This is a genomic window from Dyadobacter jejuensis (genome assembly GCF_003149085.1).
GTDB classification, from domain to species: Bacteria; Bacteroidota; Bacteroidia; order Cytophagales; family Spirosomataceae; genus Dyadobacter; species Dyadobacter jejuensis.
This window is the reverse complement of sequence record NZ_QGDT01000013.1, coordinates 79,849-98,447: the sequence shown is the minus strand read 5'-3', so window position 1 is coordinate 98,447 and position 18,599 is coordinate 79,849. Positions and strand designations below refer to the sequence as shown.

16 protein-coding genes are annotated in these 18,599 nt (G+C 45.0%); 8 read left to right on the top strand and 8 right to left on the bottom strand.

Annotated elements, in window-relative coordinates; genetic code table 11:
• Positions 1 to 23: 23 nt before the first annotated feature.
• The 4 genes from CLV98_RS19365 to CLV98_RS19350 are packed head-to-tail and all read right to left on the bottom strand — an operon-like array spanning position 24 to position 3,658.
• Positions 24 to 527, bottom strand: a complete 504-nt coding sequence (locus CLV98_RS19365; protein WP_109677069.1) for a glutathione peroxidase — start codon at positions 525 to 527, stop codon at positions 24 to 26.
• A 39-nt stretch (positions 528 to 566) separates the two neighbouring features.
• Positions 567 to 1,436: an alpha/beta fold hydrolase gene (locus CLV98_RS19360; RefSeq protein ID WP_109677141.1), complete on the bottom strand. Its 870-nt coding sequence runs from the start codon at positions 1,434 to 1,436 to the stop codon at positions 567 to 569.
• A 28-nt stretch (positions 1,437 to 1,464) separates the two neighbouring features.
• Entirely contained in the window at positions 1,465 to 1,911 is a 447-nt protein-coding gene (locus CLV98_RS19355) for a GreA/GreB family elongation factor (RefSeq protein ID WP_109677067.1), read from the bottom strand.
• Positions 1,912 to 1,948: 37 nt separating this feature from the next.
• A complete protein-coding gene (locus CLV98_RS19350; RefSeq protein WP_158281297.1) occupies positions 1,949 to 3,658 on the bottom strand; it encodes a glycosyltransferase family protein in 1,710 nt (569 codons plus the stop codon).
• A 261-nt stretch (positions 3,659 to 3,919) separates the two neighbouring features.
• Between CLV98_RS19350 and CLV98_RS19345 the strand changes: the two genes are divergently transcribed.
• The 4 genes from CLV98_RS19345 to rlmB all read left to right on the top strand — a co-directional run bounded on the left by CLV98_RS19345 (position 3,920) and on the right by rlmB (position 8,028).
• Positions 3,920 to 4,843: an aspartate carbamoyltransferase catalytic subunit gene (locus CLV98_RS19345; protein ID WP_109677063.1), complete on the top strand. Its 924-nt coding sequence runs from the start codon at positions 3,920 to 3,922 to the stop codon at positions 4,841 to 4,843.
• Between the two features lie 192 nt (positions 4,844 to 5,035).
• Complete coding sequence (locus tag CLV98_RS19340) at positions 5,036 to 5,929, top strand: SDR family oxidoreductase (RefSeq protein ID WP_109677061.1); 894 nt, start codon at positions 5,036 to 5,038, stop codon at positions 5,927 to 5,929.
• A gap of 69 nt (positions 5,930 to 5,998) precedes the next feature.
• Positions 5,999 to 7,282: a GWxTD domain-containing protein gene (locus CLV98_RS19335; protein WP_109677059.1), complete on the top strand. Its 1,284-nt coding sequence runs from the start codon at positions 5,999 to 6,001 to the stop codon at positions 7,280 to 7,282.
• Positions 7,258 to 8,028 carry a 23S rRNA (guanosine(2251)-2'-O)-methyltransferase RlmB gene (rlmB, locus tag CLV98_RS19330; protein ID WP_109677057.1) on the top strand — a complete coding sequence of 257 codons (771 nt, stop codon included), beginning with the start codon at positions 7,258 to 7,260 and terminating at the stop codon, positions 8,026 to 8,028. Before CLV98_RS19335 ends, rlmB begins: the two co-directional genes overlap by 25 nt.
• An 89-nt stretch (positions 8,029 to 8,117) precedes the next feature.
• Here the strand turns inward: rlmB and mnmA are convergent, their stop codons facing one another.
• Positions 8,118 to 9,224 carry a tRNA 2-thiouridine(34) synthase MnmA gene (mnmA, locus tag CLV98_RS19325; RefSeq protein WP_109677055.1) on the bottom strand — a complete coding sequence of 369 codons (1,107 nt, stop codon included), beginning with the start codon at positions 9,222 to 9,224 and terminating at the stop codon, positions 8,118 to 8,120.
• A gap of 938 nt (positions 9,225 to 10,162) precedes the next feature.
• On the opposite strand from mnmA, the gene CLV98_RS19320 reads away from it, so the two are divergent.
• The 3 genes from CLV98_RS19320 to CLV98_RS19310 all read left to right on the top strand — a co-directional run bounded on the left by CLV98_RS19320 (position 10,163) and on the right by CLV98_RS19310 (position 13,156).
• A complete protein-coding gene (locus tag CLV98_RS19320; RefSeq protein ID WP_109677139.1) occupies positions 10,163 to 11,350 on the top strand; it encodes a pyridoxal phosphate-dependent aminotransferase in 1,188 nt (395 codons plus the stop codon).
• Positions 11,351 to 11,482: 132 nt separating this feature from the next.
• Positions 11,483 to 12,577: an AEC family transporter gene (locus tag CLV98_RS19315; protein ID WP_109677137.1), complete on the top strand. Its 1,095-nt coding sequence runs from the start codon at positions 11,483 to 11,485 to the stop codon at positions 12,575 to 12,577.
• Positions 12,578 to 12,589: 12 nt separating this feature from the next.
• On the top strand, positions 12,590 to 13,156 hold the full coding sequence (locus CLV98_RS19310) for a hypothetical protein (protein WP_109677052.1): 567 nt from the start codon (positions 12,590 to 12,592) through the stop codon (positions 13,154 to 13,156).
• A 154-nt stretch (positions 13,157 to 13,310) separates the two neighbouring features.
• Here CLV98_RS19310 and CLV98_RS19305 read toward each other — a convergent pair whose 3' ends face one another.
• The gene (locus tag CLV98_RS19305) at positions 13,311 to 14,807 is read right to left on the bottom strand and encodes a collagen-binding domain-containing protein (protein WP_109677050.1); all 1,497 of its coding nucleotides are present in this window, start codon (positions 14,805 to 14,807) and stop codon (positions 13,311 to 13,313) included.
• Between the two features lie 513 nt (positions 14,808 to 15,320).
• On the bottom strand, positions 15,321 to 16,352 hold the full coding sequence (locus CLV98_RS19300; protein ID WP_109677048.1) for an AI-2E family transporter: 1,032 nt from the start codon (positions 16,350 to 16,352) through the stop codon (positions 15,321 to 15,323).
• A gap of 109 nt (positions 16,353 to 16,461) precedes the next feature.
• Here CLV98_RS19300 and CLV98_RS19295 point away from each other — a divergent pair, with 109 nt between their 5' ends.
• Positions 16,462 to 17,694, top strand: a complete 1,233-nt coding sequence (locus tag CLV98_RS19295) for an agmatine deiminase family protein (RefSeq protein WP_229203465.1) — start codon at positions 16,462 to 16,464, stop codon at positions 17,692 to 17,694.
• Between the two features lie 89 nt (positions 17,695 to 17,783).
• Here CLV98_RS19295 and CLV98_RS19290 read toward each other — a convergent pair whose 3' ends face one another.
• Positions 17,784 to 18,590, bottom strand: coding sequence for a glycoside hydrolase family 25 protein (locus CLV98_RS19290; protein ID WP_109677045.1), 807 nt, complete (start codon positions 18,588 to 18,590; stop codon positions 17,784 to 17,786).
• Positions 18,591 to 18,599: the final 9 nt, after the last annotated feature.

Here is an 18,599-nt window from a genome sequence, read left to right as displayed (position 1 = left end):
AAGGCAGCCTCTTTTATTGAATATTACTGGTCCTTTAATGCGCCCACAGGAAGGGTTAATAGTTTCTGAATATCCTCTTCAAGGGCCGCTGGCTTGGTGGTAGGCGCATAGCGCTTATAGGGCTTCCCGTCGGGACCGATGAGGAACTTGGTAAAATTCCATTTTATCCTTTTCCCCAGAAAGCCTCCCAGTGATTTTTTCAAAAATACAAAGACCGGGTCCGTATCGGGGCCATTCACGTCCACCTTCTTAGTAAGCTGGAAGGTCACCCCATGGTTCATGCGGCAACTCATTTCGACCGTCTCGTTGGTCTCCGGCTCTTGGTTCCTAAACTGATTGCAAGGGAACCCTAATACCACCAACCCTTTGTCGGCATAGCGTTCATGAAGGACTTCCAGTCCTTCAAATTGTGGCGCCAATCCACATTGGGTAGCGGTATTAACGATTAATACCGTTTTACCTTGAAAGTCTGAAAATGGCAAAACGGTACCATTGGGCCTGTGGGCCGATAGATCATAAAAACTCATAGCAAATATTTAAGGACATCTTCATGATGAATAGGTACTCTATTTCAAGAACCGCACCATCGCTTCATTCACCTCGTCGCGGTGGGTCAAATTCAGCCCATGCGGCCCATCGGCGACTACCACATATTGGCTATTCTTAATCCCTCGAGCCGCCTGGTCTCCACTGGTTTTGATGGGCACGATACCGTCCGCACTCCCATGGATGATTAAGGCAGGAACCGTCACATTCGCTAGCTCGGGCCGAAAGTCGGTATAGGCCCATGCTTGGGCACAGCCAAGGGTAGCTACGGGGGAGGCGTGTGCCGCTATGCTAAAATAATACTTCAACATGGCCTCCGAAACATTGCCTTGATGCGGGTCATAATTCAGGAAGCCCTTTCCGAATTCCTCCAAAAATGGGACTCTATTGTTCTTAAGTGCCTCTAAAATATCCTCCAACGCCTGCTCGGGGACCCCATCGGGGTTGTCGTCGGTTTTCTTAACGAGGGGGATTATGGACCCCATCAGCACGATTTTATCAATACGGTCGGAGCCATAATTGGTCAGATAGCGAATGACCTCCCCGCCGCCCATCGAGAATCCACAGAGAATGACCTTCTTCAAGTCCAGTTCTAGGATAAGCCGGTGCAGATCTTCCGCCAACACATCGTAGTCATAGCTCCCAGATGGGGCATCGGAATCGCCAAAGCCCCTGCGGTCGTAGGCGATGCTCCTAAATCCCTGATCGGCAAAATATTGCAATTGAGGCTCCCACATCTTATGGCTAAGCGGCCAGCCATGTATAAAAACAATGGGTTGCCCTGCGCCAGGATGCCCTGCGCCAGGATGCCCTGCGCCAGGTTGCCCTGCGCCAATTTCTACATAATTTAAACGTATTTTTTTCCCTTGGGTTTTAATTTTCAGTTTCATCAGCATTATTATTTAACATGAATCACACTTATTCTACGGCATTAATCTGCTGCTTTTTACCCATAAAATCAAAAGAATCGCCTGCCGATTTTCCTAAAAGGGCACGCCCAATCGGTGATAAAGACGAAACCACCATGACCGATTCCTGCAGATAGGCCAGTTTCCCGAAACTCACCGCCACAAAAAACCAGCCTGCCGTGGTATCCACTACCGAACCCAAGGTTACCTGTTTATGTACTTCTTGGGGGTTTATCCGCTCCAGTATCAACCTTTCCTGCCTGGCCGACTCATACTGCCTGGCAAACATATCCCTATCCAATTGCCCCATCGAACGGGCGGTTTCATACTTATCGCCTACCGAACTCTTCCCTTGTTCATTGGCCGACTGCTGGGCTGCGTCCATCGCCTTTTTAGCATGCTGCATACGCTCATCGAGGGTAGTTTCTAGAATCCTTACAATCCCGCTTTTGTCCATTCTTTTCACTTGCCTTTTTTACTTTTAAAATTTCTCTTTACTCTTTATTAAATACAGGCAAATAAGTCGCTCCTATGCGGATTGGCTCTTCAAACACCCTGATATGGTCGGTAAGGCTATTATAGTCGCCAATGCGATAGGTATCGGGAGTCAACTGATCCACATTGACTAGTGAAACGTAGCCATTTTTATACCAATCCCCACTGGCAATCAGATTTTTTTTGGCGTTAGCATTCGCCAAAGTCGGAAACAGATAGATATGCTTATCGGACATAAAAAATATAAAATTGCCCCGATGAATACCGGCCTGGGGGGCGGTTTCATTCTTAAAGAGTACCAGCTTCCCATCGATGCTGACGACCTCCAAGCCCGAGTCCATCTCCGCATGCTCTATCCTATCCCTGGCAAGGGTCGGAAAATAGGATGGGATATGATAGGGACTCTCTGGCCGGTCCATCAGTCGGGAAAAATGCTCCGAAGTTTTTTCATAATAAGAAGTTTGCCGATAGAGCAACCATTGCTGATTGGTATTCCAATTATACACCCCCGCTTGAAACACGTCGCGTTGTTCTTTAATCTTATAGGTATAGTGGTAATACGACACCACAAAAAACACCGAGGAGAGAGTTAAAGCAAGGGCCAAAAAGTATTTCTCCCAAGGTCGTTTCGTGCTAAACAACAGCATAGCACAAAATACCAGGATCGTCATATTGGCCGAATAGATCTTATAACGACTCGAAAATATATAAATCATCTCAGTCTGCCCACGCAGCAAGGCCATACTGGCCGTGCCACCTAATATAATAAGGCTAAAACCCACTATAGTCCAGAAGTCTGCCGAATTTTTTGTTCGGTTTTTTAAAAAGGCCAGGAATCGCTTGAATAGCAAACCAAATAATAACACAAACAACACAAACCCGTATCCGATGATATGGCGCACCTCATTGGGCATTTTGTTGGCTTCTTCCAAATCGGTGGTCATCCCTAGAAACGCGAAAAAATAATTGAAAACGTATCCTGGATTAGTCAACAAACTTTGAAAAATAGGAGGCCTACTCGACTCCGGATAGACATAGAAAGTCAAAAACAAGGTGAGTATAAAGGCCGACCATAGGCTCCATATCAGGAGCTTTCGGTAGTCCCCCTTCAATAGGAGAATAACAAAAACGACAGGCAGGACCATCACCCCCGAGCCGAAGGTATACAAGGCCATAGTGCCAGCGGCCAATGCTCCCCAGATAGCTCCCCGACGGTCGGAACAGGCCAAATACACCGATAAAAACGAAAAGAAGATGACCGACATATAAGCTGCAGTGGCAGCAGGCCAATACAACCCTTCATAGCTTTGCGGTTGAAATAATAATAGGGCTATGGGTATTATAAAGTAAATTGGTTTCTTCATCCTACTCAACAGCAAATAGTACAATGAAAAAATACCTACTAGGCTTAAATTCCCCATAAATATATAGGCCTTAAAATCTAGTACGCCAAAAATCAAGTGATTGACTAGGGCCAAAATTTTGGTGTAGGCGATAGTATGTTCTAACCAAGGTGTAATAATCAGAAGTAGCTTTTCTGAAATGGAATCAGCCGCCTGATACTGAATCAGAAAGTCATATATACAGTAATAGTCGTCTCCATTGGGAACATTTAGCGCAAAGCGAAACAAATAGCTAAAATGCAGGCCCACGATTAGCATAAGTATCAAAATACTTATTAATGGAATAGGTCGGAAAATCGAATTCATAAATGGTTAGGGGAGCAATAAAACAAGACGATCGGCCTTCAGTCAGAATGAATTTAAAAACGTAGACCCGAGGCTTTCGGGGCAAATATATTTATTTATTATAAGAGTAAGAAGAACCACCAACTTTGTGGCTCGGGAAGACAGGAAAAGGAAATAACAAAAAATGAATCTTCTAAGGCTCTACACCGAGAAAACGTAAATTCTTTTGTCCTTATCGGGCCTTACTTATTATCTTTGCCAAACTTTTTAAGTATTAGCATAATGACAAAACTTTCTGTTCGGCACTTACTAGGAATTAAAAATCTGAACGAGAGCGACATCCAAACGATTCTGGAAACCGCCACTCAATTCAAAGAAGTCATCAATCGCCCGATTAAGAAAGTACCCTCCCTTCGCGACATCACGATTGCCAATGTTTTTTTCGAGAATTCGACGCGCACCCGGCTATCTTTCGAACTCGCCGAAAAAAGATTATCGGCCGACGTAGTCAACTTTTCCTCCTCGGGTAGCTCCGTAAAAAAAGGAGAAACGCTCTTAGATACTGTCAATAATATCCTGGCCATGAAAGTGGACATGATTGTGATGCGCCATAGCAGTCCTGGGGCTCCTCATTACCTGGCCAGCCGCATCGATGCCAATGTGGTCAATGCCGGCGACGGTACCCACGAGCACCCGACACAGGCTTTGTTGGATGCTTTTTCAATGAAAGAAAAACTAGGCGACCTCAATGGAAAGAAAATTGCCATCATCGGCGACATCACCCATTCGCGGGTTGCCCTCTCCAATATTTTTTGTCTACAAAAACTCGGGGCCGAAGTGATGGTCTGTGGACCCTCTACGCTGATCCCAAAACACTTGGGAGAGCTAGGTGTAAAAGTTAGCCATAATGTGAGGGAAGCCTTGCAATGGTGCGACGTAGCCAATGTATTGCGTATACAGCTAGAAAGACAGCAAATCAAATACTTCCCTTCTCTGCGCGAATATGCGCAATTCTTTGGGATTAACCGGCAAATGCTCGATGAGCTCGACAAGGAGATTGTGCTCATGCACCCTGGCCCCATTAACAGAGGCGTAGAGCTTACTTCGGATGCTGCTGATTCCCACCATTCCATCATCCTGAATCAGGTAGAAAATGGGGTAGCCGTTCGGATGGCCGTACTGTATTTATTGGCACAACACCCTTAGTTACCCTTTTGACCTCCTGTTTTCCCGTCATATGGCCAGCTAGGGAGCGGAACCGCTAATATATTTAGGGCACGAAACCCAATTTTTCCTTCAATAATTCATATCTTACCAGAGTGGTATGCAAGCATACTAGGCTCGTCACGATGAGTCTGTGGGAGCGACCTATATGTATCATTCAAATCAAAGAACCGTATGAACCCAATAGAAGGTATGCTTCGGGAGGGAAGCTTAAAAGAAAAGACCATAATAGTAACTGGAGGCGGGACCGGTTTGGGAAAATCGATGGCGCGCTATTTTTTGCAACTAGGGGCCAATGTAGTCATCTGCAGCCGAAAACTCGATGTTCTGGAGGCCACTGCCAAGGAATTGGAGACGGAAACTGGCGGAAAAATATTGCCCATTGCCTGTGATGTGCGTAAAACAGAACAGATTGAAGGGGTTATCTCGGCCTCCATCGAAGCATTTGGCCGAGTAGATGGGTTGGTCAATAACTCAGCAGGAAATTTTATAAGCCCTACCGAGAAACTGTCCTACAAAGCCGTCGATGTGGTGGTGGACATCGTGCTCAGGGGATCTTACTACTTCACCCTGGCCTTAGGAAAATATTGGATTGACCATCAAATAAAAGGTACGATCCTTAATATTTCGACAACCTACTCCTGGACAGGCTCCGGATGGGTGGTCCCTTCGGCTATGGCCAAAGCCGGCGTATTGGCCATGACCAAGTCATTGGCTTTCGAATGGGCCCCCTATGGTATACGACTCAACGCCATTGCCCCTGGCCCATTCCCTACCAAAGGAGCATGGGATAGACTATTTCCTGAAGAATTGGCAAAAAAATTCTCTTTTGAAAATAGGATCCCCCTTAAAAGGACCGGTGAGCACCAGGAGCTCGCCAATCTGGCCGCCTACCTACTTTCCGACTTTTCTAGTTATATGACTGGTGAAGTCGTCACGCTAGACGGCGGTGAAGTACTAAATGGAGGTCAGTTCAACTTCTTAAAGGACGTCACCGACGAACAGTGGGCAGCAATAGCCGAACAAATAAAAAACACGAATAAACCGTCGAGAAACGGAGGAGAATAATTTTTTCCATTTATATTGGGTATTTTTGTCGGATCGTACGTTATTAGACAAATGAAGCGGTATCGATATATGAAAAATAACATTGGATTTTTAATAGCAGTACTAGCAGCCGTATTCTCGGGCTGTAGTTCCTCACAGGCACCGTCGCGTCAGATCCCCGACGCCCAGGTAAGAGCCATGGGCATGGCAGCAGCCGAAGCTCCCGACGAATTAGCACTCCTGGCCGTTAAAAGCCAATATTTGTTACAAGACAGCACCAAAACCCGGGTATTCCTATATGTGGATGCCTATAAGGGCAAGCAACGCATGTCGGTTAGTGAGTTCCTGAATTCCTATAACCTCAACTATGTTATATATTCCGACTACGGAACCCGCGACCGACTGGGCTATGGCAACGTGAAGCTATCGACTGAAAACGTAGCCGTTCAAGAGAAAAAACTGGTCATTCAATTTGAATTTGACAGTCCTAAAAGGGAATCTGGAGTACTCCTAAGTGAGCTCAGCCAAATAGGTACACTCAAAAAAGTACTTAATGACCTCACTATACCATTCAAGCAGCAACAGACCAACGATTTGTATGCCGTTTTCCCTTCGGCTACCCAATTCCCCTTGGAGCGGCATTTCGTTCGAACCAACGAGACCGTAAGGCTGCTCAATTTGGAGAAAAGCAGCCAGCCCCTTCAGGTGTTTTATTATCGACACGATTTTGACCCTGCAGGCTCACCGATGAACACCTCTCCAAAAGCAGCCTCCAAAACATTGTCTGTAGACAGTATCTTTACTATCCAGTCCACGCAAGAGTTACAGTTTACGCGTGAAGGACTCTATAATATTTTTGCTGATACCACTCAAAAAGAAGGGCTCGGTTTGTTGGTGGTCAACGATCGATTCCCAAAAACTACTCAGCCGGAGTTATTATTGGAGCCATTGCTTTATATGAGTACCAATACCGAAATTAATGAGATCCAGAAAGCAGAAGATTATAAAAAAGCGTTGGACACCTATTGGCTAACCTTAATGAATGGAAATGCCCCTTTGGCCAAGCAAACGATTCAGAATTACTATGCTAGGGTTGAAGACGCCAACGCCTTGTTCACCACCTACAAGGAAGGCTGGAAGACCGACAAAGGAATGATATTCATCGTATTGGGCCCTCCCGACAAGGTACAGAGGAGTAAAGACAAGGAGGTCTGGACGTACAATCAAAGGGGAAATGCCCAAAACGTAAATTTTACATTTAACAGAAGAAACAATCAATTTGTAGACGACCATTATGAGCTCGTTCGGTATGCCGAATACCAGCCCATATGGTACCCCGTAGTAGAAGCATGGAGAAACGGAATTATTCGCTGAGACAGCCCGCCCCTCGACCACCTCAAGCCGACATGGTTTTTGGTACCCAGTCCGTATTGGAAACCCTTCGTTCAGGCAAGGAAATAGAACGTTTATTTATTCAGAGAGAACTTGGCTTTGCTGAGATAGAAAAAGCCGCAAAAGAAGCTGGCATCCCCTATCAGCGCGTTCCTATCGAGAAACTGAATAGGCTTACACGTAAAAACCACCAAGGGGTGGTTTGCTTCGTTTCGCCCATTCGGTACGTTCCTTTGCATAACGTACTGACCCAGGTATATGAAGAGGGCAAAACACCACTTTTCTTGGTTTTAGACCGTATCACCGATGTCCGTAACTTTGGTGCCATAGCGCGTACCGCCGAATGCGCCGGAGTCCAAGCCCTGATCGTGCCGCAAAAAGGAGGGGCTCAAGTCAATGGTGATGCCATGAAAACGTCTTCGGGTGCCCTTAATTTCCTTCCAGTTTGCCGGGAAATCAGCCTGGTAGAAAGCATTCGCTATCTGCGCGATAGTGGCTTACAAGTGGTGGCCTGTTCCGAAAAAACGGATCATTCGCCGTATACCATTGACTTCAAAGTGCCTACAGTCATCATTATGGGGTCGGAGGAAGATGGTATCTCAAAAGAATTACTGGACCTAGCCGACACCGGGTGTCGCATTCCGCTTTTAGGAAAGGTAGAATCCCTGAATGTAGGCGTAGCCAGCTCCATAGTACTTTATGAAGCCGTGCGGCAACGTACGCAATAGTGTTGGGTTAATAGCCACCAGCTTATAGAAGAAACGCTGAACAACATTCGTTATTCAGCGTTTCTGCTTATAAAAGGGATTATAAAAACTTATTCCTGACGAAAACTTTTCATGATCCATCCTCCTCCAATCACATCGTCGCCCTCATAAAAAACGGCCGCTTGTCCGGGAGCGATCCCATTGACCCCATCGTGGAACTTTGCCACAATTTTATCATCGGCTATCTGCTCAATCAAAGCGCCTTGTCCTTCATGCTTGTAGCGCACTTTGGTGATCGTCTCCATAGGCTCAGCAATTGAGGCATATTTTTGTAGATTCAACTTCGAAACATTCATCCCGTCTCTAAATAAGTCGGGCAGGTCGCCAAGGACCACTTCATTACTATCTTTCCGAATTTCGGTAACAAATACCGGGCGGCCTAAGGCAATGCCAAGCCCCTTCCTCTGACCTACCGTATAAAAAGGATACCCTTCATGCTTGCCTACCACGGTGCCATCGGCATACACAAAATTACCTCCTGCTACCTCTGCCTCTAAGCCTGGAATCCGCCTCTTCAAAAATCCTCGATAATCATTATCTGGAACGAAACAGATTTCATAGCTCTCCGATTTGTTTACCAAGTCGATAAAGCCACGCTCTCGGGCCATCTCCCTGATCTCCGACTTATGCAAATGCCCCAAGGGCAGTTTGGTTCGGGCCAGACTCTCCTGAGAGACCCCCCAAAGCACATAACTTTGGTCTTTGGTGGTATCTATACCTTTAGATACGTAATGTCTCCCATTCTTGAATTGCATATTGGCATAATGCCCGGTAGCTATAAATTCACAATCCAGTCGATCGGCTCGCTTAAGGAGTGCATCCCATTTTATATGCGTATTGCATAGCACACAAGGATTGGGTGTTCGGCCTTCCAGATATTCTCCAGTAAAATGATCGATGACATAATCACCAAATTCATTCCGTATGTCTAAGATATAATGTGGGAAACCCAACTCCACCGATATATTACGGGCGTCGTTTATGGAGTCCAACGAGCAGCAACCCGTTTCTTTCTTGGTCCCTCCGCTACTGGCATAATCCCAGGTTTTCATCGTCATCCCGATCACCTCATACCCTTCTTCATGTAACATCACTGCGGCGAGTGAGCTATCGATGCCGCCACTCATGGCGACTAAAATTCTTCCGTGTCTACTCATTGTCTAATCTGTCGAAGGTTGAACGCCTTCCGATCCTATATTTAAATGATACAAAGCCCCGTCTCTGGAGCAAACTACAAAGGTACTCATTTAATAAGTAATACTGGAACGGAATCACATATTTATACACCTTGTCCTGGCTGACCTATCAAGTGTCCCACCTTCAACCCTAAAAGGGATGAATCCCTAAACATGATCTCAAACGAACCGACAAATTTATTTTAGCTAATTCCTGACAAAATTCGACTCGTCTTCCCTGCAGTGCCTCCTTTCAGAATAAAGGATTTTTTTAATATAATTTTGAAATTTTACACAATAACCAATTTTTATTGCCCACAAAAGCAAATTATTAAAACTTTTTGCTTGCAAGAATCTTGTTTGTCAGTATATTTGAACTGTCATTGAACGAATGACCCGTTTTAGAAAAAATACAATAATGGTTATGCCGCACTGATCCATTATTGAATGTGCCGGGGAAAAGTACCAAGATTGGGTTATCATCTTAGGATAGTCCCCAATATCCCCAACACGCACAGTATTATAAAATATACATTATATCATCATCCCTAATGGTGGACAAATTACGAGTCTTCCTGTCTATTGAAATGACATGAATCGACGGCCCCTAATTTGTCCTCTATTAAGAGGGTATGCTTTCCGGAGAAGCAGTTTTGCAAGCTTATGGCTGTGTATGTTCTGTCCACCTGACGGTGTGTGCGGCGCACAGGAAAAGTGGACACCACACAGCCATAACTTTTTCACAAGAAAGTGATACGAAGAAACGGGTCTAATAGAATCCTCGGGACAACATGAACCCCTTGGAAATAAACGATTTAGTACTATCCTCGCCGCCCCAGCTTATTAAAATCTTTTTTAAGAGAAAATCTTTACCTAGTTCCCTTATTTCGAAATTTTACTTTATCAAAACGCATCAAGTTATGAATCAGAAAATGGACCGTCGAAGCTTATTAAAAACGGGTCTCTTTGCCATTGGAGGCATGTCATTAGCCCCACATTTGAGCATGGGAGCCTTTTCAAACAGCCCTTTGTCTTTAGATCCAGAAAACCGTATATATAGGAGCCCCATGGTCAGAGAGCACTTCTTGCCAGATGACTTTAAAGCTCCCAAGATTATTGCCAAACTTAACGCCAACGAAAACCCTTACGGCCCTCCTATGACGGCGCAAAAGGCGGTTGCTGAGTCGGTGAAATATGGTAACCGCTATGCTTGGAAAGAGATGTACGACCTAGTCGAAAAAATCGCTAAAAAAGAAGGCGTTACCAAAGAGCATATCATGATGGGTCCTGGATCTTCCGACTTACTAGAGAAGGTAGCATTGGTGCTGTTTATGAATGGTGGCAATGTAGTATCGGCCGATCCTTGTTATATGTCTTTGATCAAAGTAGCTGAATCGGTTGGGGCCACTTGGAAGGCCGTTCCGTGTAAAGACGACTGGTCTCATGACTTAAAAGCGATGGAAGCGGCGGTAGATAAGGACACCAAACTAGTATATATTTGTAACCCCAACAACCCAACTGGAGCCATCACTACAGGAAAGGAGTTGCTCGATTTCTGCTCTAGAGTATCCGAAAAAGTCCCCATTTTTGTAGATGAGGCCTACATTGAACTAGCCGTGGGCGCCGATACCCAAAGTATGGTATCCCTATTACAAAAAAATAAAAACGTGATTGTCGCTAGAACATTCTCTAAAATCATGGGAATGGCCGGAATAAGAGTGGGCTATATGGCTGCTCAACCCGAATTCATCGAACAGATCAGTAAGATTACCCGTGGTGGAATGGGAATCTCCTACACTTCTATTTTCGCTGCTTCGGCTAGTATGGACGACAAGGACTTCCAAGGCAACACCAGAAAGTTGAATCACGAAGCAAAACAATACTTGTATACCGAACTAGACAAAAGAGGCTATAAGTACATCCCCTCCTATACCAACTTTGTACTTTTCCCAATCCCATTTTCGGGTAAAGAGCTTCTAGGCAAAATGGCCGCAAAAGGTGTAGCCGTGCGCGCATTTGACATTCAAGACAAGCCATGGTGCCGCGTAAGTATCGGTACAATGGATGAAATGAAGGCCTTTGTAGGCGCTTTGGGCCAATTTAGCTAAACAGCCCACCCCAAGAAAAGGAAGGCATTGCTATTCAGTCCTATGCCTTCCTTTTTCTATTATACCTTCCCCAAAATCATACCCTCTTTCGATCTAAGTCTCAGGATTCTCCCATTAATCTATTTTTATATCATGAGCGATGCCATAGAAAAAACAATTACACTCCTACTTATTATTGTGCTGGGCCTAGTCCTTAAAAGCAAATTCAAGAATAAAGAAAGAACCAATGGAATCAAAGAAATCATTCTTTCTGTGGCCCTGCCTGCCACCATATTCATATCATTAATGAAAATAGAGATTGAAACTACCATGTTGGTGATTCCTATCCTCATGTTAATTTTCAATGCTTCCCTCTATATTTTAACCCCACTATCTTTCCCATTTTTTGGCATAGAGAAGGACTCCCAAACCGGGCGAACCATGATGATGCTCATTCCATCATTAGCCCCAGGACTCTCTTGCTTCCCCTTTATCGCCGAATTTTTAGGAGATAAAAGTTTGGCCATAGCAGCACTCGCCGACGTGGGCAACAAAATCTTCGTATTGGTAGCGCTCTATATCGTAGCACTTAATATGTTTCTGAAGAATAATACGGAACAAGAAACCAATATTCAAGGTAAGGTCACCAGTCTCTTGGGTAGTATGGTGCGGGAACCTATCAATATATTGCTGGTACTGGCACTCGGTCTGCTTAGTATGGGAATCAACTACAATACCTTACCCACCGTCATTACCGATTTGTTTAACAAATCGAGCGCCATGATGACTCCATTAGTATTGCTTTTCATTGGCCTAGCCGTCCAACTCAAAGAGGGACGCAAGCGTACCGTAGCTTGCATCTTGTTTTTCAGGGCTGGCATTTCTATTTTACTCAGCTCAGCCATGATATTTTTACTGAACCTCAACGATCCAACAATGGTTATGTTGGCCGTAGTATTACCCCTTAGTGCCGTTAGTTTTTGGCCTCTGGCGCATATTTCGGCGTTTAACAGTAAGGAGGATGCCAAAGATATTCCTAGCGAGAAGCGTACCTTTGATATGGAGTTAGCCGTCTTGCTCCTGGCATTCTCTCTCCCATTTTCTACCATATTGATTCTAGGCATACTCACTTCAGGAAACTACTTTGCCGACTTGCATCACCTGATTCCTTCGGGCTTCGTGCTACTGGGAATGGGAGCACTTCCGCAGATTATCACCAAAGTGTACGTAAGTGTTTCAAAGGCATAAATAAACTCGATCATGAAAAATGTATTGCCCTTACTGCTCGTGCTACTTGCTATGCAGGCCATGGCTGAAGTGAACACCGATAAAAAAAACTCGAAGTCGGGCACTAAAGTGGAGAGAAATAGCCGCAGGGGACCATTCCTTAGCGCTTCTTCCCAAATAACCTTGGCCAATGGCACTATGAAATCGCTGGAAGAATTAGAAATTGGTGAAGAACTTACCACTTGTCGTAATGGTAAGAAAGTGGTAACCTCAGTCCAGAAAATTACCGTTTTCGAAAACCCTTCGGCTAAACTGGTATCCGTATACCTTCATCCCGACCAACAGGAAATGAAAATGGTTCCAGCGCTTCTCTTAGAGGCAACTCGGTATCACAAAGTAGAAACGAATCATGGACGAAAGAAAATTAAAAAGCTAACCAAAGATGATACCCTCTATCACTTTGACCCTGAGACCGGGCTGGTTACCAGCTGGAAAGTCGGTCTCATAAAGCACCATACCCGATCAACCCCCAAAGCATTCAATATTACTACTGCTGATGGTAGTTTTTGGGTAGACAATCTGATTGTTTTCAATGATTAATAAATCGACTAAATAAGATCGTTTCAGAGGTGGTACAACCTGTATTTAAACAGCTTGGGGCTTTTTGCCTCAAGCTGCTTTGTATTACTACGAATAGGGCCCTCCCGACACAGCGTCGAAAGGGCCCATAGTAACACTATTAATAATCACATCATTAACGCCTTACCAATACTTTATGATTGACAGATAATCCGTCCTCTTTGATTAAAGAAATTACATAAATACCTTCTGATAATTGACCGATCTCCATACCAGACGTACCCAAATAGCTCCTTTTTAAGACTTCCTTTCCTTGCCGATCGTACATCACCAGGTGGTCATACGACACATCGGATTCGATATACAACTTGTCGGCTACTGGGTTGGGATACACCCTGACCACCCTTTCCACATCGATGGACCGAATCCGGCTAAAACTATAGGTCCCATCCATATCGATCATCTTTAATCTGTAAAAATTGGCACCTGGCATCGCATGGTCATCAACTAGGTGATAACGCGACTCGGAAGTGCTATGCCCTTGAGCATCCACAAACGCTAGCGTACGCCATTCCTTGGCATTCGTACTATGCTGCACTTCAAAATGAGAACTGTTGGTTTCCTCACTCGTTTTCCAATCCAATACCACCTGACTTTCCTGGTTGCTCACATCGAAACTATTTAGTGTTACGGGCAAAGCGGAGTCGAAATTGGCGGTCAGGTTAAAATTATGAAACTCAAAACTACCTCCTTGCACCACATTACCCCCTATAATCGACTGACCATTGATAGACCCACCGCTGGCCGTCAGATTGGCCTTGGGACTCAATACACTGGCCAACATCCCAAAGCGCGTAAGGGAAAGCTCGGTCGCATTTGGGAAATTGAACAATACCTTCTCCCCTGCACCATAGCTAGGAATGCCTACACCGTTAATGGTCATATTACCGTCTGAGATACTAACAGCCGTATTGGATACATTCACCAGCACCGAAGAACCAGCGGGTACCGTAATTTCTATCCCAGAATTATGGCCTGTGGGGATGGTCACATCGAATACATTCAGGGATGCATCGGTCCCAACCAGCTGAATAGGATCGTAATGGAATTCCTGGTTTACCGAACCATTGGCAACAAAACCAGCCAAACGCGCACTGAGTGTCTGATATTCTTTCAACAAATCGTCTCCATTAAATTTTATATGTTCGGCCACACCTGTTTGGCTCAAACCCTCTGTGGATGGAAGCATCGATCCCTCGGCTACCTGATTGAATACGATATTCCCACGTACCTGCCATGCATTTCCTAGATTAGAATACTGGCCATTTACTATAAAATTATCGGTATTAGCGGGTGGATTTACCGAGCCTACCTCAGCACCTACAATCCCCACACTATAGCCCGAACTTGCATTAGTATACGCAAAATTTCCGCCTACGGCCAGCCGCCCTTCCGTATCCCCTGAGTTGCTGGTGATATCGCCAAAAATGAGGGCATTAAAATTCCCATTCCCCTTCAGGGTTCCAGAAAGATAACTACTTGGAACAGTAAGTACATTATCCACGCCTTGGGCATTGGAAACATCGAAGCGCATTAATACCATAAAGACTGACCCTATACCAGCCAGAAGCCAACCCTTTAAATGGGGATAATTGAATAAAAATTGTAACATGAATAGATTATATGATAATTAAGAAATACAATTCATCGACCATTCAGGAAAACCTGAAAGGAAAGCTAAGAATTTAATTTAAAGTCTGAATCAACACCCCGTCATCTAACAGAAATATCTCTATTACTTGATAATATTCTTAGACAAGGTCGATCCTGATGCCTTTACTATAGTTCCCTACTCAGTTTGAAGCTATTTTGACATAGTCGTCCTTTCCATTTCTTAAATTCGATGCAAATATATAGAATTATCGTACTTGTAAGACATATTTTTTGAATATATTCAATTGATTATTAATATATTAGAGACAAATAAAACTATTTGTATAATCTTCCGAACTAATCTTTACCCAGAATTAGTACTATTTACAGTCCCTCAAAAATATATGCTATAAAGATGATGAATTACTTTTAAGACATATCGTATTTGTTCATATATTAAAATAGATTACCAGCAAGGGTTTAAACAGAGGGCGACAGCGCCAATAATCTGGGCCGTTAATTTGCTACGCCTCTATTTGCTACCTCCAAATAGTAATATAATTGCTTCAGTACCTTCCATTTTTTGAGCCACGAGGCGAAATATAGCGGCGAACGGTACGAAAAGGATCATACCGGAGGCACCCCACAAAATCCCCCCGGCCATGATGATGATCAGCATGGCGAGGGTGTTCAGGTGAAGCCTCTGCCCCACCGCCCACGGAAATATCAGGTTAGCTTCCAGGTACTGCACAAAAGAATACAGGGCTATAACGGCCATGGGCGCCCATACGGCATCATAAAGGCTCCAGGACACCGCAATTGGAAATAAGGAGGCGATCATGATACCCACATAAGGGATGAATGTTAGGATGGAAGCGATAAACCCGAAGAACAGGGCATGAGGAATCCCTAATAAATAAAGGCCCAAGGAGTTTAGAACTCCAACGATCAGATAGACCGTTAGCATACCCTTAATAAAAGAGACATACGAAACGATCGACTCCGCCAAAATATTCCGCATTTCGGACTGCAACCTAATGGGTACCATCAAATAGAGTGCTCTAAATAATGGGCTACGATAATACAAGATGAGATATCCATAAATAGGGACCAACAGCAAACTGACCAAGGACGTAATGGACTGTCCCAGGATACTTCCCACTGCCGTAAAAAGAAAGCCCACCGATCGTTCGAGCCCCTGAGACACCCACTGTCTTCCCTGCTGAGGGGTTACCTGTAAATCCCTTTCTAGTAAGGTCAATAATTCGGTAACACTACCCATCAATTTGAGCTTCAAGCCGGGCCAAAGTTCTCGAAGGGCCGAGATTTGACGAATAAAAAGAAAAACCATCCCTCCTACCAGCAGTATAAGCAAAGCCAAGGACAAGAGAATAGCGATGGGCCTCGGCACCCGTTGGCCCTCCAGCCATTGGCACAGGGGGTACAATAATAAAGCAATAAACAATCCGTAGCTTAGTGGAATAAACAGTGTGCGTCCAAAATATAAGATGGCACCTCCGAATACTACATAAACAAGATTTCGGGCTATGGGGTCTTTATACATAAGGCCATATTACGTTTAGAAACAACACACTGAACTCTAAGGCTCTGTTTGATTCTAAATTTAACATAACAATTGTAAATAATGAACGAATAATCAAAAGATTAGTATTTTGAAAAAAACGCCAAACGATTGGGGTGGCCTCTACATGCTCGCTCTTTCAATAGGAAATAATTCCAGCACTCAGGGCCTGCTTACAAACGTCCGAAAATTTGTGTTCCGAATCTATAAACGATTTACGAACTTTGCCAAGGAAAACATCACCAATCGCTATAAACTGAATCTTGTGACCCCAACCCAACACGCCGCCACGCCAAAACAATTAGGTTTTACTTTCCCTCCAGAATGGCACCCTCATCGGGCTACCTGGCTTACCTTTCCGCATAACGAAGCATCGTGGCAAGGGGAACGACTGGCCAAAATGCGCCCCCAGTACCTGCAATTTATCAAGGCCATCAGTCAAGGCGAGCAGGTAGGCATAGTTTGCAACGACCAAAACCTTCAGGCTTTTATTACCGACGAACTGAACCAACTAGGGGTCGACCTTTCTCGGATCGAATTTGTAATAAAGGCGACAAACGATGCCTGGTGCCGGGACCATGGCCCTGCTTTCTTAATCAATCCCTTAACGAAACAAAAGCTGGTGGTTAATTGGGGTCATAACGCTTGGGGAGGCAAATATCCACCCTACGACGACGACAACCGTACGCCTCTGGCCATTGCCCAGTATCTGAACCTACCCAGCGTAGACCCGGGTATTATCATGGAAGGAGGCTCTGTGGAGTTTAATGGAGCGGGATCCATCCTGACCAGCAAATCGTGCTTGCTAAATAAAAATCGAAACCCAGAACTCAGCCAACAACAGATAGAGCAAAAGCTCTACGACTATTACGGAGCCGAGCAGGTGCTGTGGGTAGAAGATGGCATTGTAGGGGACGATACCGATGGACATATCGATGACACCACTAGATTTATAAGTGAGGATACTGTGGTGGCCTGTGTCGAATATGACCAAAACGACGAGAACTATGCCGTGTTACAGTCCAACCTTGCACTCTTAAAGAAAATGCGCTTATTGAATGGTAAGCCACTTAATATTATAGAAGTACCCATGCCTAAGGCCGTGGTCATAGACGGGTTTCGTACCCCGGGCTCTTATGTCAATTTTTTGATGTGCAATGCGGGGGTGATTGTCCCCGTTTTCGACAATCCCAACGACACCCTGGCCGTGGATATACTTGAAAAGGCCATGCCCGACCGAAAAATAATTCCTTTACTGGCATCCGAAATCATTTGGGGGCAAGGTAGTTTCCACTGTCTAAGCCAGCAGGAGCCCATGGTATAACCACCATCCTGCGCGCCTTTACGGAAGACGCCCCATCGCCTATAAGTTGTGTGTGTGGGGGGCGTCTAACGTGGGGTAAACCAATCCTATTAGCGCCCAATAAGGCTGCGCCACTCATCTGACGGATTCAAAAAAACGTTATAATCGACAAAGCCGCGTATGCCTGGCGCCCAGCCCTTTTCGCTGTGTTGCCAAAACATCACCTGGGCATCCTGAGCAAGGTCGTCGACGTGGGTGCGGGAGTAGCCAGCAAGCCATAAGGGATACTCATCAAAATTCCCGACTATATATTTCTTATAGTAATGCTCGTTGACATAGATGATGGGCCTTACACCATAATGTTCCTCGGCGAGCCTCAGCCAATTAGCGACTCCCTTTATGATAATCTCATCGGGTTTTCCGGCGTTCACTTCCAGGTCCAATACCGGAGGCAAATCGCCCGGCTCCAGCCGTACTTGTCTTTTAAAGTTCTCAAATTGTAGGCCCGATAATACCCGAGGATTATAAAAATGGTAGGCCCCCCTGGTCATTCCTACACGCTTTGCTTCCTTCCAGTTGGTTCTAAACTGCCTATCCAAATGCGTGGCTCCTTCTGTGGCTTTAATGTAAGCAAAGTCGACAACTGCCTCACCGATAGGTGTATTCTTAAGCTTATCCCAGTCGATACGCGCATTATGGTGCGATACGTCGATGCCGTGTATAGCGTAACGCATAGGCAGCTTAATGCCTATCTGCCTTACAAACACCCATCGATTCTCGGCCCGGGACTCCATATACCACCACAACCCACCCAATACCAAAGCCACCCCCACCAGAATGGCCCAGCCCTTCGCCGGCAAGGGCTTGAGATAGTCCGGGTCATTTGGATTATTTTTACTACTTTTCCTTTTTACCATATTGCCGGC